This window comes from Vibrio sp. Isolate25 (assembly GCF_022398025.1).
Lineage (GTDB): Bacteria > Pseudomonadota > Gammaproteobacteria > Enterobacterales > Vibrionaceae > Vibrio > Vibrio coralliilyticus_A.
This window is the reverse complement of sequence record NZ_JAKEUT010000010.1, coordinates 95,593-116,768: the sequence shown is the minus strand read 5'-3', so window position 1 is coordinate 116,768 and position 21,176 is coordinate 95,593. Positions and strand designations below refer to the sequence as shown.

The 21,176-nt window shown below is 45.1% G+C and carries 18 protein-coding genes and 1 other annotated feature; of the genes, 12 read left to right on the top strand and 6 right to left on the bottom strand.

The window, feature by feature from the left end:
* Window positions 1-74: 74 nt before the first annotated feature.
* From L1D15_RS16910 to yjjX, 7 genes are all read left to right on the top strand, one after another.
* On the top strand, window positions 75-800 hold the full coding sequence (locus L1D15_RS16910; RefSeq protein ID WP_239876496.1) for an outer membrane protein assembly factor BamD: 726 nt from the start codon (window positions 75-77) through the stop codon (window positions 798-800).
* A 112-nt stretch (window positions 801-912) separates the two neighbouring features.
* Window positions 913-2,355 (top strand): lytic transglycosylase F, encoded by a 1,443-nt coding sequence (locus L1D15_RS16905; protein ID WP_239876495.1) that lies wholly within the window; start codon window positions 913-915, stop codon window positions 2,353-2,355.
* 343 nt (window positions 2,356-2,698) lie between these two features.
* Window positions 2,699-3,028 (top strand): ribosome-associated translation inhibitor RaiA, encoded by a 330-nt coding sequence (gene raiA / locus L1D15_RS16900; RefSeq protein WP_239838460.1) that lies wholly within the window; start codon window positions 2,699-2,701, stop codon window positions 3,026-3,028.
* Window positions 3,029-3,156: 128 nt separating this feature from the next.
* Window positions 3,157-3,278, top strand: a sequence feature (Phe leader region).
* Window positions 3,279-3,291: 13 nt separating this feature from the next.
* Window positions 3,292-4,470 (top strand): prephenate dehydratase, encoded by a 1,179-nt coding sequence (pheA, locus tag L1D15_RS16895; RefSeq protein WP_239876494.1) that lies wholly within the window; start codon window positions 3,292-3,294, stop codon window positions 4,468-4,470.
* A gap of 158 nt (window positions 4,471-4,628) precedes the next feature.
* Window positions 4,629-5,669, top strand: a complete 1,041-nt coding sequence (locus L1D15_RS16890; protein WP_239876500.1) for a spermidine/putrescine ABC transporter substrate-binding protein — start codon at window positions 4,629-4,631, stop codon at window positions 5,667-5,669.
* Window positions 5,653-7,998: an EAL domain-containing protein gene (locus tag L1D15_RS16885; protein ID WP_239876493.1), complete on the top strand. Its 2,346-nt coding sequence runs from the start codon at window positions 5,653-5,655 to the stop codon at window positions 7,996-7,998. The genes L1D15_RS16890 and L1D15_RS16885 overlap by 17 nt, the downstream gene beginning before the upstream one ends.
* A complete protein-coding gene (gene yjjX / locus L1D15_RS16880) occupies window positions 7,964-8,497 on the top strand; it encodes an inosine/xanthosine triphosphatase (protein WP_239876492.1) in 534 nt (177 codons plus the stop codon). The genes L1D15_RS16885 and yjjX overlap by 35 nt, the downstream gene beginning before the upstream one ends.
* A gap of 25 nt (window positions 8,498-8,522) precedes the next feature.
* Here yjjX and trpR read toward each other — a convergent pair whose 3' ends face one another.
* Window positions 8,523-8,819 (bottom strand): trp operon repressor, encoded by a 297-nt coding sequence (gene trpR, locus L1D15_RS16875; protein WP_239838465.1) that lies wholly within the window; start codon window positions 8,817-8,819, stop codon window positions 8,523-8,525.
* 30 nt (window positions 8,820-8,849) lie between these two features.
* Complete coding sequence (sltY, locus tag L1D15_RS16870; protein WP_239876491.1) at window positions 8,850-10,805, bottom strand: murein transglycosylase; 1,956 nt, start codon at window positions 10,803-10,805, stop codon at window positions 8,850-8,852.
* Window positions 10,806-11,064: 259 nt separating this feature from the next.
* Between sltY and ettA the strand changes: the two genes are divergently transcribed.
* The 3 genes from ettA to L1D15_RS16855 all read left to right on the top strand — a co-directional run bounded on the left by ettA (window position 11,065) and on the right by L1D15_RS16855 (window position 14,240).
* Window positions 11,065-12,732, top strand: coding sequence for an energy-dependent translational throttle protein EttA (ettA, locus tag L1D15_RS16865; RefSeq protein ID WP_239876490.1), 1,668 nt, complete (start codon window positions 11,065-11,067; stop codon window positions 12,730-12,732).
* A gap of 167 nt (window positions 12,733-12,899) precedes the next feature.
* Window positions 12,900-13,271, top strand: coding sequence for a PilZ domain-containing protein (locus L1D15_RS16860; protein WP_239838468.1), 372 nt, complete (start codon window positions 12,900-12,902; stop codon window positions 13,269-13,271).
* 9 nt (window positions 13,272-13,280) lie between these two features.
* On the top strand, window positions 13,281-14,240 hold the full coding sequence (locus tag L1D15_RS16855; RefSeq protein ID WP_239876489.1) for a M23 family metallopeptidase: 960 nt from the start codon (window positions 13,281-13,283) through the stop codon (window positions 14,238-14,240).
* A gap of 69 nt (window positions 14,241-14,309) precedes the next feature.
* On the opposite strand, the gene tyrA is transcribed toward L1D15_RS16855, so the two are convergent.
* Both tyrA and L1D15_RS16845 read right to left on the bottom strand, forming a co-directional pair.
* The gene (tyrA, locus tag L1D15_RS16850) at window positions 14,310-15,437 is read right to left on the bottom strand and encodes a bifunctional chorismate mutase/prephenate dehydrogenase (RefSeq protein ID WP_239868630.1); all 1,128 of its coding nucleotides are present in this window, start codon (window positions 15,435-15,437) and stop codon (window positions 14,310-14,312) included.
* A 24-nt stretch (window positions 15,438-15,461) separates the two neighbouring features.
* On the bottom strand, window positions 15,462-16,535 hold the full coding sequence (locus L1D15_RS16845) for a 3-deoxy-7-phosphoheptulonate synthase (RefSeq protein WP_239838471.1): 1,074 nt from the start codon (window positions 16,533-16,535) through the stop codon (window positions 15,462-15,464).
* A gap of 240 nt (window positions 16,536-16,775) precedes the next feature.
* Here L1D15_RS16845 and L1D15_RS16840 point away from each other — a divergent pair, with 240 nt between their 5' ends.
* The gene (locus L1D15_RS16840) at window positions 16,776-18,449 is read left to right on the top strand and encodes a sensor histidine kinase (protein WP_239868633.1); all 1,674 of its coding nucleotides are present in this window, start codon (window positions 16,776-16,778) and stop codon (window positions 18,447-18,449) included.
* A gap of 9 nt (window positions 18,450-18,458) precedes the next feature.
* Entirely contained in the window at window positions 18,459-19,181 is a 723-nt protein-coding gene (gene btsR, locus L1D15_RS16835) for a two-component system response regulator BtsR (RefSeq protein WP_239838473.1), read from the top strand.
* Window positions 19,182-19,224: 43 nt separating this feature from the next.
* Here the strand turns inward: btsR and nagZ are convergent, their stop codons facing one another.
* Window positions 19,225-20,208 (bottom strand): beta-N-acetylhexosaminidase, encoded by a 984-nt coding sequence (nagZ, locus tag L1D15_RS16830; RefSeq protein ID WP_239876488.1) that lies wholly within the window; start codon window positions 20,206-20,208, stop codon window positions 19,225-19,227.
* 9 nt (window positions 20,209-20,217) lie between these two features.
* Window positions 20,218-21,066 (bottom strand): MurR/RpiR family transcriptional regulator, encoded by an 849-nt coding sequence (locus L1D15_RS16825; protein ID WP_239838475.1) that lies wholly within the window; start codon window positions 21,064-21,066, stop codon window positions 20,218-20,220.
* Between the last annotated feature and the right edge of the window lie 110 nt (window positions 21,067-21,176).

The following is a 21,176-nucleotide window of genomic DNA, read 5'->3' as shown; positions in this document are numbered from 1 at the left end:
TCCATTGTATCTGCTACCGACAAGAAAGTAACGGAAGCGACAGAAATATTTATCTCAAGGAATCGAATCCTGACATGAAAAAGCATACTTTATCTGGCTTATTGGCATTATCCGTTTTGGTTGGCTGTTCAAGCAGCGAAGAAATCGTCCCGGATGTACCGCCATCAGAACTTTACTCAGAAGCACAGGTATCGCTGCAAAGTGGCAATTGGTTAACGGCTATCGATAAGCTGGAGGCTTTAGACTCTCGCTACCCGTTCGGTGCTTACTCAGAACAGGTTCAACTTGACCTGATTTATGCCTACTACAAAAACGATGATTTAGCACTCGGTCTTGCGACTATTGAGCGATTTTCTCGTCTCAATCCAACTCATGAAAAGCTGGATTGGGTATTGTACATGCGTGGTTTAACTCACATGGCGCAAGATCGTAACTTTATGCATGATCTGTTTGATGTGGATCGTAGTGACCGCGATCCAGAGCCTGTAAAAAAAGCCTTTGCGGATTTCAAAAAGCTGCTCGAGCGCTATCCAAACAGCCCATACGCCGCAGATGCGCAAAAACGTATGGTTGCACTGAAAAACCGCTTGGCGGAATACGACCTTGCCACTGCTGATTTTTACCTGCGTCGTGAAGCTTGGATTGCAGCCATCAACCGAGCTCAGGAGTTACAAAAAACCTACCCTGATACGGAAGCAGCGCGTAAGTCTCTTGAGATTCAACTCGCTGCCTATGAACATCTAGGCTTAGAGGACGCAGCCAAGCGTACTGACCAGTTGATTGATTTAAACCCGCAATAACAGCAACGAAATGAAAAAACCGCCTCTAATTACAGGCGGTTTTTTATTACTGTTTTTTGCTGAGTAATGGGTTAAGAACTACCTTTAATAGACGTTCTGTTGAGGGTAATTCATGAGCCGTACTGTATTGATTCTGATTTTGTTCGCAGCTACATGGAACCATGCGACTGCTCTGTCTTTATCACCTTTACAAAAAACACCTTACTTTGGTGATCTCGCTGAACTGGAAAAGAAAGGGGTGATTAGGGTTCTCGTTTCAGCCGATCTTGGCTTCTACTACATTGAAGGCGGTCAACCAAAAGGCATTCTCGCTGAGCTGTTATATCACTTTGAAAAAGAATTAAGGCAGCGCTCCTCTTACTTTAACCTGCAGATTATTCCCGTTCACAGAGACGAGCTGCTGCCCTCTTTAGAAAAAGGCTATGGCGATCTGATTGTTGCCAATCTGACAATCACCTCCTATCGCTCGGAGTATATCGATTTTAGTATTCCGGTTTTACAAGGCGTTAGCGAACTGCTCGTCACTCGTAGTACCACACCAACAATCACTGACTTGAAACAACTCAGTGGTAAAGAGATTTGGGTCCGCGCCAGCTCTAGTTACTTCGAAAGCTTACAAAAAGTAAATCGAATGCTCGATGAGCATAATTTACAGCCTGTCACCATTCGTTTTGTTGAAGAAACGCTACAAGATATTGAAATCATAGAACTGGTCAATCAAGGTCATATTGATGCAACCGTGTTAGATAGCCATAAAACAGAGCTTTGGCTTAAAGTGATGGAAAACATCTCAGTGCACGATCAGGCCCCACTACGTACAGATGGGAAAATTGCCTGGGCAATGCGTAAACAAAGCCCTCTCCTCCAATCCTTCGTTAATCAATACCTCCAAAGAACCCGTTCAGGTACTCTACTGGGCAACGTTATTTACGACAAATATCTAGATCACACGGGCTGGTTGAAGCGCATCCTTAATCCAGAGCACGTGACGCGCTTAGATGCATTATCAGAAATATTCGCCAATTACTCAGCACAATACGACTTTGACCCATTGATGATCTCTGCCCAAGGTTTTCAGGAATCAGGCTTAGATCAGAGCAAGGTGTCACACAAAGGCGCAGTAGGCGTCATGCAGGTATTACCCAGCACAGCCAAAGATCCCAACATCGCCATTCCTGACATCTATCAAGTGGACAACAATATCCATGCGGGGGTGAAATACATGCGTTTCCTTAAAGATCGCTATTTTAGTGATGATGACATCACGCCCGACAATCAGGTTTATTTTTCCCTTGCTGCCTACAATGCCGGGCCCGCCAATATTCGTAAAATGCGCCGCTTAGCTATTCAACAGGGCTACGACCCAAATCAATGGTTTAGACACGTAGAAATAATCGCGCGGCGACACATTGGACGAGAACCTGTTCATTATGTTTCCAACATCAATCGCTATTTCATCATTTACAAGCAACTGAATGCATTAAAACAACAAGGTCACACCCCATCAAGTAGTGCAGATATACCGGATTTATTTGTTCCTAACATCGACGAATAAGAACGCGAACGTGACGACACCATTCGTTACGGAGTGAAGAAAATAGCTGTGTGGATCGGATCACATAGAAGAGTGGACAATAAACAACCACCTGTTTTTGTTAGGTCGCATCTGAGCCCTAAAAAGCAGATGATTTTTAGTATGTTACTTCACCCCAATCTAGCGATATTTTTTATCCGTACAAGCTTTTTGTCTGCTGAATACACTCAGTATTTGAGATAGATCACGTTTAATTTCAATCCCAAAACACACTCACAAAACAGTGATTAACGTCACATTATTTTCCACTTAGACGAGTAACCTGAAGTTAAACCCATGAGGGATGCTACAGAGGAAAACATCTATGAAAGTAAATATCACTGGTAAAAACATCGACATCACCTCTGCAATCCGCGCTCATATCGAGAGCAAATTTAAAAAACTAGAAAAATGGCAAGTAGACATCATTGGATGTCAGGCAAGCTTCAGCGAGGAGCCAAACAAACAGAAGAAATTTGAAGCTGTTATTACTGTCCCTAAAGGCCAACTTGTCGCGTCAGCTACCCATGAAGACCTATACGTTGCTATTAATGACGTAGAACAGAAACTGGAGCGTCAGCTAAATAAATTGCGTCACAAACCAGAAGCTCGACGCACAGAAAAGCCAGAGCTAGAAGAGATAGAAACGGAATAATGGTCTACTCACAATGATGAGTGACGGAAGATTTAAAAAGTAGCGCCAAACGGCGCTATTTTTTTGCTTGACGCTCACTAAGTGGTTGCTTATTGTGTTGGCAGCATCACAACAAAATAACGATTTATGGCTCTAAACACCCTGTTCTTTTTTGACTTCTTTTTTCTCCACTAAGTTTGGAGGCTCTCTCGTTTTCGAAAGAAAAGTCAAAAACGAACAGGAAGCCTCCCAAACGGGAGGCTTTTTTTATGAAGGAATACAGGATGACCGAACAAAAATACTCACTCGATGAAATTCGCTTACGTTTAAATGAGCTGGACGACGAAATGTTAAAGCTCTTATCCGAGCGAAGAAAACTAAGCATTGAGGTTGCCAAGAGTAAAGTTCAAACATCCAAGCCCGTGCGCGATGCAGCGCGAGAGCAACAACTGCTAGTCAAACTGATCAATGCTGGCCGTGACAAATATGAGCTTGATGCTCAATACATCACTAAATTATTTCATACCATCATCGAAGATTCTGTTCTATTGCAACAGTCTTACCTGCAGAATTTAGCCAACCCCGAACTAAGTCGCAAACCCCTCGCTCGCGTCGCTTTTCTTGGTTCCAAAGGCTCATACTCTCATTTGGCGAGCCGCGAATACTTCAGCCGTAAAAATACCGAGCTTATCGAACTGAACTGTGAACATTTCAAAGAAGTGACCCAAACCGTCGAGTCCGGTCACGCTGACTACGGTGTTCTACCGATCGAAAACACTAGCTCTGGTTCAATTAATGAAGTGTACGACTTGTTGCAACATACCACTTTGTACATTGTGGGCGAAATGACGCTACCGATTGAACACTGCCTAGTCGCGACCTCAGACATTCGATTAGAAGAGATTAAAACTCTTTACTCACATCCCCAACCGCACCAGCAGTGCAGTGAATTCCTAAGCCGGATGAAAGGCGTAACGCTTGAGTCCTGTGCCAGTACTGCAGATGCCATGCAGAAAGTCAAAGAAATGAACCGCAGTGACGTGGCAGCAATCGGGAACGCCTCAAGCGGCAAACTCTATGGTCTTCAATCTATACAAGGCAACATTGCAAACCAAACCGAAAACCACACTCGTTTCATTATCGTAGCACGTAAACCTGTGGAAGTTTCTAGTCAAATTCCTGCGAAAACGACTCTTATTATGTCAACATCGCAAGAAGCCGGCTCTTTGGTAGCAACACTGCTAATCCTGCAAAAATATGGCATCAATATAAACAAGTTGGAATCACGCCCAATTATGGGTAATCCATGGGAAGAAATGTTCTATGTTGATCTCGAGTCTCACCTCGAGTCAGAGGACATGCAGCAAGCGCTAAACGAGCTAACCCAGCTGACAAAACATTTAAAAGTGTTGGGTTGTTACCCAAGTGAGAATATCAAGCCAACCACAGTCAAACTTCAATAATTCAACAATACAGATCAAATAAATTACTGACAGGGACTGACACCAACCATAAATACACCTAATATCCCGCATCTTGGTTGCATATTAGGTGTGGTGACAGTCCTTCACTCTAATAGGCGTTATCTATTCATAGAACCGAAGGTCACTTCTTGGCTGATATGAGAACGATACTTCTATATTCCCTCACTCTTTTCGTACACAGCTTGCCTGCCCAAGCCAATCCCCTCAATGTCTATATGTGGGAAGATACTCTCTCACCTAATGTCATCAATGACTGGCAATCCTCTACGGGAACACCGCTCAAGTTGTCCCATTTCGATAATGACGATGAGCGCAGTCTACTTATGATGAAAGGTGTACTGTTACCTTTTGACTTGGTCGTATTGGATAATGTTTCAGCACAAATTTACGGACGTTTGGGCTCTTTTGAGGACCTAACCCAACTGAGTAATCGTCAGCATAATGACGACAAATGGCTACGAGCCTGCGGTGATTATGCCGTTCCGTATTTCTGGGGCACGGTGGGGATAGCCTATCGAAAAGATATGGTCGAGAAACCTCCAACCAGTTGGCAAGAGTTCGTCAATCCGCCTAAAAATTTAGAAGGCAAGATTGGCATGATCAATGACAGCGTTGAAAGCTTCCTGCCTGTTTTTTACAGCTTAGGGATCGCTCCAACAGAGGAAAGTGAAACTCTTTTCCAGCAAGCCTACCCAGCTCTACAGGCATTTAGCGATAAAGTCCTAACCTACGAATATATTCTAAGTTACATCCGCAGTAATAAAAATGCTCAGAAGCTTGCTATGGCATTGGCTTATAGTGGCGATCAATATTCACTCAACCGATATTACTCAGGTAATCAGTGGGCATATACCATCCCCAAAGGTGAACTGTATCTTTGGGTCGATTGCCTAGCCATCAGCAGTCATTCAGAGAACAAACCAGCAGCAAAAGCCTTCCTAGAATACCTCATGGATCCCACTGTGGCTGCAAAAAATGCAACAGACATCAAAGCTGCAACACCAAACTTAACGGCGTTAAAACAGATGCCAGATTGGTATCTAGATGATGCATCATTGTTTCCAGAACAACAGCGAGTCGAGCAAGGACGTGTAGATAGCGAACTCTCGGCGTCAAACATCAGCTTACGAGCAAAAATAATAAATCGCATTCTGAAACACCATGAAGCTCAGTACTAGAGTTCTGTTGCTAGTCTCTCCAGTCATCCTAATCAGTGCTGCATTTTCTAGCTACGGTATCTACAACAACCAAAAAGACGCATTAATAAAGCGTGAATACAGCTACCTCCAACTTACGATGGAGAAGCTCGCCGGACACTTTCGTCAGTCGGTAGCATTACTGAACAGCTACTCTCTTACTCTGACAAAGAGTGACATTATTCGTCACTACTTCGGTCAACAAGATAACCCTTATCGAGAAATGGAGCTGATAGATAATCTGCAGACGACCATAGCTAACCTTCAGGCTAACCAACAGAATGATATTTCAGTCGCCATTTTAGACCATAATCGAGCCCCCAAATTTTACGCAGATAATCAAACCGACCCCTTCTCTAAGCTTGATCAAAATGTGTTTCATTTTGTCGATCGTACTTATCGTCGTACCGGCAATGCATCCTACACTGGTTTTACAAAGAATCACCAAGGCCAAAGCATATTGGTTCGCTATGATGTGCTGGACACCAACACGCTGATTTCCCCGCTCAGCTACAACACCGATCAGGTGTTCTTTATTGTGGTGTATCTGTCTTTGGATAAGTTTGATCAACTCAAGCACCTCATCGAGTTTGATAACGACAGCAGTATCTTTTTCACTGACCAGCCAGTCATTAAATCAGGCCTCACTCAGTCGGTCGAGCTCAAACCCAACTTATACGCAGTGCTCGACCCTGCTCAGTATTTATTGGCAAAAAAACTCAACAAAATTGAGCAAAGATTGATGCTGTTTTTTGGCGCATCCACCATAGCAACAATACTTATCTTGCTGTTCTTACTCCATCGACGAGTTATAAGCCCCATTACCCAACTTGAACGACAGCTTCAGGAAGTGGAACGGCATAAACGGCAAAATATAGAAAAGCTCAATAGTGACGATGAAATTGGTCGCTTATCGGTGCGATTCTATGAGATGTACAAAGAACTCAATTCGAGTTATCAGAAAACTAAAGCGATGGCCGAAAATGATCACCTCACTCAATTAGCCAATCGCTATCAATTTCAAGTCTATGTGGAACGGACTATCGCGAATAAACTGCTGCATACTCATGCTTGGATCCTGTACATCGATTTAGATAACTTTAAATACGTCAACGATAAATATGGTCACCACCTCGGGGACTCGCTACTGGTTAATTTTGCCAATCATATTCGCGAGGTTTGTCGTCAGTACGAACAGTCTCATGGCGTAAAATGTATTGCATCTCGGTTATCAGGCGATGAATTTGCCATTTTTATCGCCTCCGCTCATCAGAACGATTACCCTGACAAAGTGGCTCAAGCAGTGTTAGAGCCGATTCAAAATCCGCAAAGCTCATCGCTGGGCAGCTTTCCAATCACCGCCAGTATTGGGATCGCAACCTACCCTCAAGATGGCCGGGATCTCGCCAAACTGCTTTCTAATGCCGATACCGCTATGTATCAGGCAAAACGTGCTGGTAAGAATCAAGTCGCGCGTTATTCGGAGGAATTAGACCAAATTGTTCGTCGCCGAACTCAGATTGAGCGTGCATTAAGAAATGGTGAATTCGATGACGAATTCCACCTAATGTATCAGCCCTACTTTGACCGCTCAGGGACAAAAATCGTCGGCGTTGAAGCTCTACTGCGCTGGGAGTCGCCCAAGATGGGCAAAGTAAATCCTGGTGAGTTCATTCCTATTTCAGAAAAAACAGGGCTATTTGGAAAAATCGATCGCTGGGTCATAGAGCAAGCATTCAAGGACTTCGTTGCCTTGCAAAGCTGCTTTGAGTCGCCAATTCAGTTATCGATCAATCTCTCGTCTGCAGAGTTAGATTCACTACAACTGGCACGAGATATACAGCGCTCAGCCAAGCGATATCACGTTGTCCCAAGTCTGGTTGATTTTGAAATCACTGAAACCTTCGCCACCGATTCACAAAGCTATTCATTGCTACACGAACTTTCCTTAATGGGCTTTAAGCTTGCGATTGATGACTTCGGTTCCGGCTATACATCTATCACTCAGCTTGTAGAATACCCAGTACAGAAAATTAAGCTCGATCGTGAATTTCTCGCGGCACTGATCAAGACCAGCAACCAGAAGGTGGTGAAACCACTGGTCGATCTGTGCCACTCACAGTCAATGATTGTTACAGCAGAAGGCATAGAGTCTAAAGAAATGCATCAATGGCTGGCGGAAAACCAATGTGACTACATGCAAGGGTATTTCCTCTCTCCGCCAGTTTCACTCTCCGAGCTAAAGTTCCTCAAATCATCAATACAAGGAAACCATCATGTCGGTGAAGAAAGTTATTGTCGCTTCGCTTAATCCAGCCAAAATAAATGCCGTCAAAAGTGCGTTTCAAGCGACTTTTAGCTCCCAATCGTTTGAATTTGTTGGTGTGAATGTAGCCAGTGAAGTGGCTGATCAACCGATGAGCAATGAAGAGACACATACCGGAGCGCTCAATCGGGTTCGTAACGCCAAAACCACTCAGCCTGATGGAGACTATTATGTAGGGCTTGAAGCAGGTATTGAAGATAACATCACGTTTGCCTGGATGGTGATCGAGTCTGACACCCACCGCGGCGAATCTCGCTCTGCCAGTTTGATGCTTCCACCGGTTGTCATTGAGAAGCTCGCTCAGGCCAACGAGCTCGGCGATGTAATGGACGAAATATTTGGCACAGAGAATATTAAACAAAAAGGCGGAGCGATAAGTTTATTGACGCAAGATCAACTCACTCGCAGCAGCGTCTATCATCAAGCATTGATATTGGCATTAATTCCATTTACCAATCCAGAGCATTTCCCCGCGAATCTCTGATAAGAATAAAGGTGCGAGAGCACCTTTATTTGGGTTCAAGTAACACTGAGATTTCAGCCTTTTCTGCTTCGCTCTTCGATTTCAGCTCATTGGATCCACGAGTAATAGTGGCGACCCCCACCCCTAACATCTGACTGATTTGACGCTGAGACAATTCACCTTTAAGCAATTCACGACATATATTGACCCTTGCGATTAAAGACTCTCTCTCATCAGGTGTCAGCAGCATCGTCAGCAACATTTCATGCTGATCGGACTCTACGCTACTTTTTATCAGGTCTAAGACCTGTTGCCAGTCAGTATACTCGGGTTGTGTTGCCATCTGTTCTCGCTACCTAGGAACGCCATAAAATCAGTACCTGGTGTCAATTTCATTTTGGTTGAGGAACGCACCATCGACCCCTAACAGGTTGCGATAATAGGTTTCAAACATCAAAACGTTTTGCACGTAACCACGAGTTTCCTTAAATGGAATAGCTTCGATAAATGCATAAGCATCCAACTTACCTTGGGTACGCTCGCGCCAGGTTTTCACTCGGTGTGGCCCTGCATTATACGCAGCAAACGCAAAAATTCGATTATTATCGTATCGTTCTAACAAGCCTTTGAGATAGTGGCTACCTATCTCGATATTCTTACCGACCTTATATAAGTCGTTACTATTGCGATAGGCGAGTTGGTACTTACGTGCCGTATACTTGGCGGTTGATGGCATTATTTGCATAATCCCGCGAGCACCGACAGGAGAACGCGCTTCCACATCCAAACCACTTTCTTGCCTTGCCAAAGACATCAACGTGATTGGGTCAATGCTGTGCTTTTCACCATAGAAATTAAACCACCAACGATGCGCAACTGGAAAACGCAGCTCAAGGTTATCCCACATTTTCGCTTTAATGCTCGCAGTTACCGTTAAATGAGACCAATCTTTGTAAGAGGCATACGCTGCCAACATTTCCTTTTGCTGTGAATTGGCACGATTTAATAACCAGCGCCACTCACTTTTCGCTGCGGCTATTTTATCCCGCTCAATCAGCTCTTCAATACGAACTAAAGCCGTCCTAAATGGTTTGACTGTTTGCTGTTCAAAAGAAATGGTAGAGACAGGATAATTTATCGAGCGTTTAATCTCTTTAGCTGCCGCTACACTATAAAAATTCCGCTGACCAACCAACCCCTCAAGACGCTGACTGCCTCGAGTAGTGTCGCCTAGTGCCACTTCGCTACGACCTAGCCAGTATTGCCAGCGTAAACTTTGCTGCTTTTCTTCAGACAAGTAGCTGATCCAACTTTCAACTCCATGCCAGTCAGCTTCCTGTATCGCTAAGCGCACTCGCCGCTCTATCAGATTATCATTACTAGAGGTGGCTATCTTTTTATCACGCCATTTTGCCAGCGATTTAGACTCAGTATTCATTAGTCTAAAAGCAATATAATCCGCCAATTTCTGCTTTTCATCTTGGGGCATACTTTGGGCTTTAGTTGCTTTATCAAAGGCCTCTTGAGCCATTCGAACATCTTTTCGAGCCAGCTTCTTCAGCGCGAGACCAGTCTGAGCACGAGACAGATCGTTGTCCGGATGCTGGCGAGCAAAATTAACCACACTTTCTGGACGATTGAACAATGCCTTCATGTTTAAAGCCTGTTGGCGAGCTTTATCTGAGTCCAATAGCTTCTTGAGATAGTTCATCAAAGATCCATTGCGCGCTTCGAACGCCAACAACATACGCTCAAGGATTTGCTGGTCAGTTCTCAGCCCAGCTCTGTCCCAGGCATCAAATAGAGGGTCACAAGCATCAGCGATACTCTGCCCCGAATGCCAAAGTTTTTCCGCACCAGCAAATGCCTGATCTTTTTGACCCGTCTGGTAAAGCGCATGGTAGTAATGACATTGATACGTTTCGCCACGAGGTTCAACCGTCTGAAACTCTATCAACTTCTGCCACTGCTTTTGTCTGGCAAGACTATCTATGTATGGTGCCCGAATACGACTTGAGAATGGCAAAGTACGGTTGCTCTCAATGAAAGCTTCAACTTCGGCTGGAGAACGCTGTCCAATATTCACCAAAAATGCACGATAGTCTGTGTAGGGTGTTAAAGGGTAGTCTTTGATCTGGTTACGGATTTTTTGGTATTGAGTGACCTGATCATTATCGAGGTATTCTTGAGCCTGATTATAAATCTTCCGCTGTTGCTGGAGATCGCTCGCCATTGCTGAAGTGGCTATGCTTGCGCTGCAAACCATCGAAACCCAGGTCAGAATCGATGAAGGAATGCGATGCAGCGACTTTGAAAACGTCAGCATCATAAATTCTCGTCCCGTTGAGAATAAGTCATATGGTTATTCATTTATGCTTATTGTAAGCAGCCGTGTAAAGCGTATAGATGCAAATAATAATAAATTCACACAACTGTGACATAAGTGGCACCACAACAAATGATTTGTTCACTTATCAATCAATAACCTAATTAGTTCCTTGCCGACCTCATTTCGAAGGTAACAAAGCCCGTCATCTTGGTATAAAATGCTTCTTCTACGTGAATTGAAATTTTAGGAACGATCGGCAATGGCTGAATACGTATATACTATGTCGCGGGTGAGCAAAATCGTGCCACCTAAGCGTCAAATTCTGAAAGACATCTCGCTAAGCTTTTTTCCTGGCGCCAAGATCGGTATTCTTGGTCTAAATGGTGCTGGTAAATCGACACTTCTTCGAATTATGGCAGGTATCGATACTGACATCGATGGTGAAGCACGCCCACAACCTGGATTGAACGTCGGTTACCTACCGCAGGAGCCTGTATTAGACGAGTCCAAAACCGTACGTGAAATCGTTGAAGAAGCGGTATCCGATGTTGCAGGAGCAATGAAACGTCTTGACGAAGTATACGCAGCGTACGCCGAGCCAGATGCTGACTTTGATGCACTCGCAAAAGAGCAAGGTGAACTTGAAGCGCTAATCCAAGCCAAAGAAGGGCACAATCTTGAGAACGCCCTGGAGCGTGCTGCGGATGCACTGCGTCTTCCTGAGTGGGATCAAAAGATAGAACACCTATCTGGTGGTGAACGCCGTCGTGTTGCCATCTGTCGCCTGCTTCTTTCTAAGCCCGATATGCTGCTACTCGACGAACCAACCAACCACCTTGATGCAGAGTCTGTTGCTTGGTTAGAACGCTTCCTAGTGGACTACACAGGTACTGTTGTCGCTATCACCCACGACCGTTACTTCCTAGACAATGCCGCGGGCTGGATTCTCGAACTTGACCGTGGTGAAGGTATCCCATGGCAAGGTAACTATACGTCTTGGCTAGAGCAGAAAGATGCGCGCCTACAACAAGAAGCCTCTCAGGAAAAAGCTCGCCAGAAAACGATTGAAAAAGAACTGGAGTGGGTTCGTCAAAACCCTAAAGGTCGTCAGTCTAAATCTAAAGCACGTATGGCTCGTTTTGAAGAACTACAAAGTGGCGATCGCCAGAAGCGTAACGAGACTAACGAGCTGTTCATTCCACCTGGTGAGCGACTAGGAGATAAGGTTATCGAAGTCAATAACCTGTCTAAATCTTTCGATGGCCGAGTACTGATTGATAACCTGTCGTTCAGTATGCCTAAGGGTGCTATCGTGGGTATTATCGGTGCTAACGGCGCAGGTAAATCGACTCTGTTCAAAATGCTTAGCGGTACTGAACAACCAGACTCTGGAACCATTGAAATGGGTGATACTGTTAAACTGGCCTCAGTTGATCAGTTCCGTGATTCTATGGATGACACCAAAACCGTTTACCAAGAAATCTCTGAAGGCGCAGACATCATTAAGATCAATAACTTTGAAATTCCAGCGCGCGCTTACTGCTCACGCTTTAACTTTAAAGGCAGTGATCAGCAGAAAGTCATTGGTGAGCTATCCGGTGGTGAGCGTAACCGCGTTCACCTAGCGAAGCTACTTAAAGCTGGCGGTAATGTTCTGCTACTCGATGAGCCGACCAACGATCTCGATGTTGAAACGTTACGAGCATTGGAAGAGGCCCTACTCGAATTCCCTGGTTGTGCCATGGTTATCTCGCACGACCGTTGGTTCCTTGACCGTATCGCCACACACATTATTGACTACCGTGATGAAGGACAGGTGAACTTCTACGAAGGTAACTATACTGAGTATATGGAGTGGCTGAAGAAGACCTTAGGTCCAGAAGCAGCGGAACCGCACCGAATCAAATACAAGCGTATTGCGAAGTAATTCTGCTTGAAGTTTGTGCAAAGGCCGCTAATATAGCGGCCTTTATTGTATATTGATTCACAATACGGGTGGTTTTTACCGTGTTTTAAATCAATAATGCGAGCCGACGCGTATAGCAGTCAGTCCTGATTTGATAGCCTTATTGGATACCATTAAGAGAGACAACTATGATCGAACGCCGTCGTTTTTCGCGCATTGTTTACCAAACACAAGCCTTGCTATCTCAAGACAACAAAGTGGTGAAATCCTCTTTATGCGATTTATCCTTGCATGGACTGCTGCTGACGTCGGATGACGCAGACTCGCTTGATGTCGACAGCATGGTAGATGTAACATTCTCGCTTCAAGATAGTGATATCACGATTGAGCTAGTCGGCAAAATTGTGAGCCTCCGTAACAATGTGATTCGTATGAGTATTGATCATATTGATATAGAAAGTATCGGACATCTTAAGCGGTTAATTGAATTGAATGTCGGTGATGATGAACTCCTACATAGAGACATCGAACACCTGTCAGACTTGGGTGAATACACCTAACCGAGCCGTATGTCCAAACAGATCATAATTTCTATCCCCTCGTCATCTGGGGAGCAACTTTTTCACGTTTCAAGAAAAGCCCTTCTTTTTACTATTATTGGCTCAATCTGTGTGCTTGGACTCAGTACGATGATCGCTTATTACAGCTGGTATCAACACAGCTTCTCCCGCTCTCAAGTGGCTCAATTACTCAAACAACTCCATCAAACCGAGCAACAATATCAGCAGCAAGTGGATGAAACTCACACCCTATCTCAGGAACTTGAAGAGAAGCGCGACCAGCTCCATACCTTAGGCAAACGAGTTTATGATGTAGAGTCGGTACTCGGTCTAGCTGATGACACACAAGCAGAAGAACACAACCTACTCAGTCGCCTGGATGCCGCGGCTATAGACTCTGCAGTGCGAGCTACTATGTTTCGGATGATTCCCAACGACGCGCCAATGGATTACCTTCGTATCTCCTCCTCCTATGGTAAACGAACTAACCCTATCACGGGTAAACGTCATACCCATACGGGGATCGATTTGACCTGTAAGCGTGGCGAACCCATCTACGCCCCCGCTGATGGTGTTGTCGAAACAGTTCGTCCAAGCACAAAAGGCTTTGGTAACTTTCTAACTTTGAGGCACTCTTTTGGCTTTGTGAGTTCTTATGCCCACTTAGCTAAGTTTAAAGTTCGCAGCGGACAGTTCGTCAGTAAAGGCGATCTGATTGCAGCTTGCGGCAATTCAGGTAACTCAACTGGCCCACACCTGCACTATGAAGTTCGCTTTCTCGGCCGTGCACTCAATCCGCAGTACATGATGGACTGGACACCAGAAAACTTTAATTACCTGTTTGAAAAAGAAAAGAAAGTGAAATGGGCACCACTGGTTAAGCTAATCAACAACACAGTTAGATTGCAGGTTAACCTGACTCATCAGCCCTATGAGGATCAGTCGGTCCACACAGTAAAGAACCGATGAAGGGTAGATTAATCGACAAAAAAGAGCTGCCTAGGGCAGCTCTTACAATATCTGGTTAGGAGTTATAGGTTAGCCACGATGAATGGAATCATTTGCTTGCTTCAGTAGATTCTGGCTTTCATGCATAAACTGCTGCGAGTAGTCACCAAACCACTCACTCACTTTATTGAAGCTCGTAACAAACGCCTGCTTATCCTTACCATCCAGCACTTTTAGAGCTTCGCCAAAGCATTGATGGAAACGTTTGATCATCTCGATATTTTCATCGGAAGAAAGGATAATATCACCGTAAAGGTTAGGATCTTGACCAAACAGTCGACCAACCATCGCCAGCTCTAATCGGTAAATGGGGGAGCTTAACTGCAGCAACTTCTCAATGTTCGGATTTTCACGGCTCAAGTGTAGGCCGTAAGCAAAAGACGTAAAGTGACGCAGAGCCTGAATCAAAGTCATACCATGATCGTGCTCTGAGGCATCAATCTGGCATAAGCTAGCACCCCAAATAGAGAATTGTTTCAGTAGCCACTGGTAATGCTCTTCACCGCGGCCATCACAGTACACAATCACCTGCTTTGCCAAGCTTGGAACATCGGGGCCAAACATTGGGTGAAGACCAACAACCGGCCCTTGGTGGACACTTAACATGCCTTGAAGAGGCTTAGACTTAATAGAAGTTAAGTCACACAAAATACAATCTTTTGGTAGGTTACCCAGCTTTTCAATCACCCCCTGCGTTAGGTGAATCGGGACAGTTACGACAACCAACCCAGCCTCTGCCAACATTTCATCTGCTTTGTCCCAGTCCTGACTACCCAGCACTTTGACATCATAGCCAGACAATTTGAACATACGGCCAAATAGCCCACCTAACTGGCCGTTACCACCCACAATCACCACAGAGCGCAATTCGGGGTTTAAGCACTTAAAACCAGAATCTTTTTCACTAGCGTACGATTCACGCATGGTGCGACGAAGAATGTCTTCAATCAACTGAGGCGGTACACCTTTCTTCTCCGCTTCTTCACGGCGTGAAGCTAACATGGCCGCTTCACGATCTGGTGCATAAATCGGCAGGCCGTGTTCACTTTTCACTTCACCGACCTTCTCAACCAAAGCCAATCGCTGCGCTAATAAATCCAGAATCTGTTTGTCTACTGCGTCAATTTGATCACGCAATTCATTCAATTCAACGGCCATGATGTTCCTTGTTACTCTTCTCTTTTAACCTTTCAGACGGTCTTCCAAGAATGGGACCAGCTCTGTGTGTGCGTGACGCAATAGTGCCTCAGTTGTATCCCAATTGATACAGGCATCGGTAATAGATACGCCATATTGCATGTCATTGAGAGGAATATCCGACGGCTGGTTACCTTCATTAATATGACTCTCAATCATTAGGCCGATAATTGATTTGTTGCCTTCACGGATTTGATGGATGACGTCCTCTGCGACCAAAGGCTGGCGGCGAAAATCTTTGCGTGAGTTGGCATGGCTACAATCCACCATCAGAGAGGCATCAAGACCAGCTTTCGCCATATCCTGCTCACACTCAGTCACAGAGACTGAGTCATAGTTAGTTTGCTTTCCACCACGAAGAATCACGTGGCCATTTGGGTTGCCTTGGGTAGTGAGAAGCGCAACTTGGCCTTCACGACTGATACCCATAAAGCGATGACTTGATGACGCAGCCTGCATAGCATTGATGGCTGTTGCCAAGCTACCATCAGTACCGTTCTTGAAGCCGATTGGCATCGAAAGGCCGCTCGCCATTTCGCGGTGAGTCTGAGATTCGGTAGTACGTGCACCAATTGCCGCCCAACTGAATGTATCAGCTAGATACTGAGGACTGATCGGATCCAACGCTTCTGTTGCGAGAGGAATTTCCATTTCAGCAAGCTCGATCAGAAGTTGACGCCCTACATGCAAGCCGTGCTCGATGTCGAAAGTGCCATCGAGATGCGGGTCATTAATTAAGCCTTTCCAGCCCACCGTAGTACGTGGCTTTTCAAAGTAAACACGCATAACAATGTAAAGTTGATCACTGAGCTGTTCAGATAAGGCTTTGAGTCGCTTCGCGTACTCTTTAGCTGCATCAATATCGTGAATTGAACAAGGGCCACAGACCACCAACAAACGGTGATCTTTCTTATGGATGATGTTGGCGATAGTCTGGCGAGACTCTTGAATGAAGCGACGTGCATTATCGCTCAAAGGCAGCTTAGTTTTCAGCTCTTCAGGTGTAATAAGAACTTGTTCTTCGCTAATATTTATATTGCTCAACTCACTTTTTTGCATAACTCAAACCTGTATTTATTTTTTTACACCCAATTAAATACATCTCTAATGGGCTGCGAATAAACATAAAATAACAGCCTAAAAACAAATTTCAAGGTGTACATATTAAAAAACACACTGTAAATTTAATTTTACATTATTATCATTTGAGCTAGTTAGTTGAAAAACTTCGACTCAAGCATATTTTCTTCCACTTATCTTTTCTAAAATAAGCCTATAACCCAGCATATTATTTCACTCATGGATCTCATTCTTTCCTTACTTCAGCAGATGTGTGTCTACTTAGTCCTTGCTTATATGCTAAGTAAAACCCCCATTTTCCTGCCATTGCTGAGTATCTCTAATCGCCTAACGCACAAACTCAGTGTCTACGTACTGTTTTCCCTGTTTTGTGTCATGGGGACGTACTTTGGTTTGCAGATCAATGATGCGATTGCCAATACCCGAGCGATAGGAGCCGTGATGGGTGGTTTATTTGGTGGGCCTGTGGTTGGGTTCTTTGTCGGGTTAACAGGTGGTTTGCATCGCTACTCACTTGGCGGCTTTACCGACCTTGCTTGTGCTATCTCGACCACCGCAGAAGGTTTGATTGGTGGCTTATTGCACACCTATCTGCTCAGGCGGGGCAAAGGTGCCCAACTCTTTAACCCAAGTGTGGTATTTGCGGTCACCTTGGTGGCGGAAATAGCCCAGATGGCGATCATTCTGATCGTCGCTAAACCATTTGATCAGGCATATTCATTAGTCTCTGCGATTGCAGCACCAATGATCATCGCAAACTCAGTCGGCGCAGCGCTGTTTATGAGCATACTGCAAGATCGAAAAACTATCTTTGAAGAGTACTCGGCGACCTTTTCACGCCGAGCATTAAACATTGCTGAGCGTTCGGTCGGCATACTCGCTTCGGGTTTCAATACCCATAATGCCGAGAAGATTGCGCGTATCGTGTATGAGGAAACCAACGTAGGGGCGGTTTCAATCACAGACAATGAGAAGATACTTGCCTTTGTCGGTATCGGCGATGACCATCACAAACCTGAAACCCCTATTTCATCACAAAGCACATTAGACGCCATTGCACGTAATGACATCATTTACCTCGATGGCAAAGACAAACCTTATCAGTGTTCCCTGTCTAAAAACTGCAAACTAGGGTCTGCTCTGATTATTCCTTTGCATGCAGGTGACAAGGTTATTGGCACCATTAAGCTGTACGAGCCTAAACGTAAGCTCTTTTCAACCATTAATATGTCCATGGCTGAAGGCATCGCTCAGTTACTTTCCAGTCAGATCTTGTTTGGTGACTATCAGCAAAAACGTACCTTACTTTCCCAAGCTGAAATAAAGCTGCTCCATGCACAAGTCAACCCACACTTTTTATTTAACGCACTCAACACGATTAGCGCCGTGATTCGACGCGATCCCCCTAAGGCGAGGGAGTTGATTCAGCATCTGTCACATTTCTTTCGCAGCAACCTCAAACAAAATGTAGAAACGGTTACCCTTAAAGAAGAATTAGCGCACGTTAATGCTTATCTCACCATAGAAAAAGCGCGCTTTACCGACAGGTTAGAAGTAGACGTTGACATTGATTCCACTCTGCTGGAGAGAAAACTGCCCACTTTTACGCTTCAACCCTTAGTGGAAAATGCTATCAAACACGGCATTTCAAATCTTCTGGAAGGGGGAAGAATTCGGATTTACAGCCAGAAGTTGCCCCAAGGCTATCGGTTATGCGTTGAAGATAATGCGGGCAGCTACACACCACCTGCGGATCATCAAGGTCTGGGAATGCAGATCGTCGACAAGAGACTGACTAACAAATTTGGCCCGGCTGCATCGATCAGTATCGAAGTGACGCCACACCAACTGACTCGAATGAGCTTCCTCATTCCCGAGAAAAATATCGATTAGGAAACAAACATGCTTTCTGCTTTAGTCATAGATGACGAATTATTTGCTCGAGAAGAGCTGACAGAGCTGCTTGAAGAATCAGGAAAGGTCACCGTCTTGGAGCAGGCAAGTAATGCTATTGAAGGCTTAAAAAAAATCAATCAACTCAAGCCCGATGTAGTGTTTCTTGATATACAGATGCCACAAATCACAGGCATTGAACTACTAGGTATGCTCGATCCAGACACCATGCCGAAAGTTGTGTTTGTCACCGCCTACGATGAGTTCGCTATTCAGGCGTTCGAAGACAACGCATTCGATTACTTGTTAAAGCCCATTGATACTTGTCGATTAGAGAAAACCATTAAACGACTTCTTAGGTCCGTCACTCATAATACTCAACAACAAATCTCCGCTCTCACACCAACCAGCTTAGATCAGGTACCCTGTACCGGACTCAATCGGATTGTCATCATTCCAACTCAAGATGTAGAGTTTGCCTACAGTGATATCGGTGGTGTGCACGTCCAAACAGCAGAGCAGAAAGCCACTTCACAACTAACACTCAAAGTACTGGAAGAGAAAACCCCGCTAGTGCGCTGCCACCGCCAGTTTTTGGTCAACATCAAAGCCATAAAAGAGATCAAATTACTTGAGAATGGGCTAGCAGAAATCATCACAGTCAGTGATCACCCTATCCCCGTTAGCCGTCGTTATTTGAAAAACCTCAAAGAGATGCTTGGCTTCCACTAAAAAGAGCCGCGCTTGCGGCTCTTGTTCACTCGTTACTTTCAACTTATCCAATAACGCGTTTCATGGCTTCGGATGCTTGCTTCCACTCGTCACTGCTACGCAGATCAGACAAAGTGAAAGATTGTTTCTTCAATAGCTGACTAGCTTGTGGTGTTTCCATTACAGGCAGGTTATCCAACACTTCAATCTGCGCATCACGCTGATTACACACTAGTACCATGTCACAACCCGATGCCAGAGATTGATGCGCACGCTCGGCAGGGCCACCCATCACAGACGCGCCTTCCATCGTCAGGTCATCAGAGAAAATAATGCCATTGAAGCCCAATTGTTTTCTCAGCACATTCTTAAGCCAAAACTCAGAACCACTGGCAGGCTGGTCGTCATAATGAGGGAACACCACATGCGCAGGCATCATGGCATCCAGCAAGCCTGCCTCGATCTGAGCTTTAAAAATCGCCATATCCTGTTCGAGAATGGTGTCTCGCTGATCATAGGGGGTTTCCAGATGCGAGTCCGCAATCACACCACCATGGCCGGGAAAGTGTTTACCTGTCGTTGCCATGCCCACCGCTTTCATACCACGCATGTAGGCATTGCTGTGACGGATGATGGTATCGACGTCTTCACCAAATGAGCGGCTACCAATCGCCTTACACTCATGGCCTTTATCGAGTACCGGAGCAAAGCTTAGATCGATGTCATGAGCAACCAACTCAGCTGCCATCAACCAGCCACCTTGCTCAGCCAACTTTTCACCATCATTGTGTTTAGCGTACGCTTCTGCCGCAGGGATCAGAGAAAAGCCTTCTTTGAAGCGTTGAACTCGCCCTCCCTCCTGATCAACGCCAATCAAGATGGGACGCTTCGCAGCCTGGCGAATCGACTTATTCAGTGCTAATAATTGCTCATTATCGTGGTAATTTCGTGCAAACAGAATCACTCCACCAACCGTTGGATGCTCAAGAATATTTTTATCTTCTGCGCTCAGTTCGCAACCTTCTACATCAAGCCATAAAGGTCCCATAATTATTCCTTACTGTTTTAAAGCCGCTACGGCGGATTTACTTTGTTCAATTAATTGATCCGCGCTCTCTTCCTGCTGAGTCACAGCAATGAAGAGCAGATCGGTCATCAAAAGCTGGCTATCACGCGCGGTAATGGAAGAGCTTCGAATCTGCTCTTCATCTGCGGCGGTCATCAGCTTAATGTCCGCGTATTTGTCCAATGGTGTAGGGGCAAGCTGGCTAATGATAATCACCTTGGCCCCCTTACTACGAGCCAGCTGAGCAATGCTCAAAACTTCTCGACTTCGCCCTGAGTAAGACAGCGCCACCAATACATCGTTTTCACTCAATGCCGCCGCATTCGCCACCTGAATATGCGTATCGTATTCACAATGGACGGCATGACCAATTTTGGTCAGTTTATAGCTCAAGTCCTTTGCCACCAGCGAAGAAGCCCCTACTCCAGCGATTTGAATTTTACCCGCTAGATGCAAATATCCCGCTGCCCGCTGAATGGTTTGTTCATCATTGAGAGCAACGGTTCGGTCGAGCGATTGCTGCTTGCTTGAAAGGAGTTTAGCCATAACCAGCGTCATGTTATCACTACGTGAAATGGTGCCATGAATCGCTTTTTTTGAACTTGGCTGGTACGCCAATTCACTCTCATAGAGGCGGACTTTTAAGTCGGAAAACCCGCTGTAGCCGATCTTTTGACTGAACTTAACTATCGTCGACTGGCTCACACCAATTGCTCTGGCTAGCTCTGGAGAAGAAAACTGTTTGACCTGTTGAGGGTATTCGAGCAGATAACGGGCGATCTTGTTATCAGCAGGCGACAATTGTGGTAGCAATGCTCGAATTCGGGCTAAACCTTTCATCTTCCCTCTCCTTTATATGGTTTGCAGTGTACTCAGGGCTATGAGGCTGGGGAATAGTTATTCCAAGTTAAACCCGTATTTGGAATAGGCTAACGCTTGAACTGAGAACA

Bases quoted from the DNA above. Each gene is read 5' to 3' on its own strand.
- L1D15_RS16910 (WP_239876496.1), top strand. From the start codon at position 75: ATGAAAAAGCATACTTTATCTGGCTTATTGGCATTATCCGTTTTGGTT.
- L1D15_RS16905 (WP_239876495.1), top strand. From the start codon at position 913: ATGAGCCGTACTGTATTGATTCTGATTTTGTTCGCAGCTACATGGAAC.
- raiA (WP_239838460.1), top strand. From the start codon at position 2,699: ATGAAAGTAAATATCACTGGTAAAAACATCGACATCACCTCTGCAATC.
- pheA (WP_239876494.1), top strand. From the start codon at position 3,292: ATGACCGAACAAAAATACTCACTCGATGAAATTCGCTTACGTTTAAAT.
- L1D15_RS16890 (WP_239876500.1), top strand. From the start codon at position 4,629: ATGAGAACGATACTTCTATATTCCCTCACTCTTTTCGTACACAGCTTG.
- L1D15_RS16885 (WP_239876493.1), top strand. From the start codon at position 5,653: ATGAAGCTCAGTACTAGAGTTCTGTTGCTAGTCTCTCCAGTCATCCTA.
- yjjX (WP_239876492.1), top strand. From the start codon at position 7,964: ATGTCGGTGAAGAAAGTTATTGTCGCTTCGCTTAATCCAGCCAAAATA.
- trpR (WP_239838465.1), bottom strand. From the start codon at position 8,819: ATGGCAACACAACCCGAGTATACTGACTGGCAACAGGTCTTAGACCTG.
- sltY (WP_239876491.1), bottom strand. From the start codon at position 10,805: ATGATGCTGACGTTTTCAAAGTCGCTGCATCGCATTCCTTCATCGATT.
- ettA (WP_239876490.1), top strand. From the start codon at position 11,065: ATGGCTGAATACGTATATACTATGTCGCGGGTGAGCAAAATCGTGCCA.
- L1D15_RS16860 (WP_239838468.1), top strand. From the start codon at position 12,900: ATGATCGAACGCCGTCGTTTTTCGCGCATTGTTTACCAAACACAAGCC.
- L1D15_RS16855 (WP_239876489.1), top strand. From the start codon at position 13,281: ATGTCCAAACAGATCATAATTTCTATCCCCTCGTCATCTGGGGAGCAA.
- tyrA (WP_239868630.1), bottom strand. From the start codon at position 15,437: ATGGCCGTTGAATTGAATGAATTGCGTGATCAAATTGACGCAGTAGAC.
- L1D15_RS16845 (WP_239838471.1), bottom strand. From the start codon at position 16,535: ATGCAAAAAAGTGAGTTGAGCAATATAAATATTAGCGAAGAACAAGTT.
- L1D15_RS16840 (WP_239868633.1), top strand. From the start codon at position 16,776: ATGGATCTCATTCTTTCCTTACTTCAGCAGATGTGTGTCTACTTAGTC.
- btsR (WP_239838473.1), top strand. From the start codon at position 18,459: ATGCTTTCTGCTTTAGTCATAGATGACGAATTATTTGCTCGAGAAGAG.
- nagZ (WP_239876488.1), bottom strand. From the start codon at position 20,208: ATGGGACCTTTATGGCTTGATGTAGAAGGTTGCGAACTGAGCGCAGAA.
- L1D15_RS16825 (WP_239838475.1), bottom strand. From the start codon at position 21,066: ATGAAAGGTTTAGCCCGAATTCGAGCATTGCTACCACAATTGTCGCCT.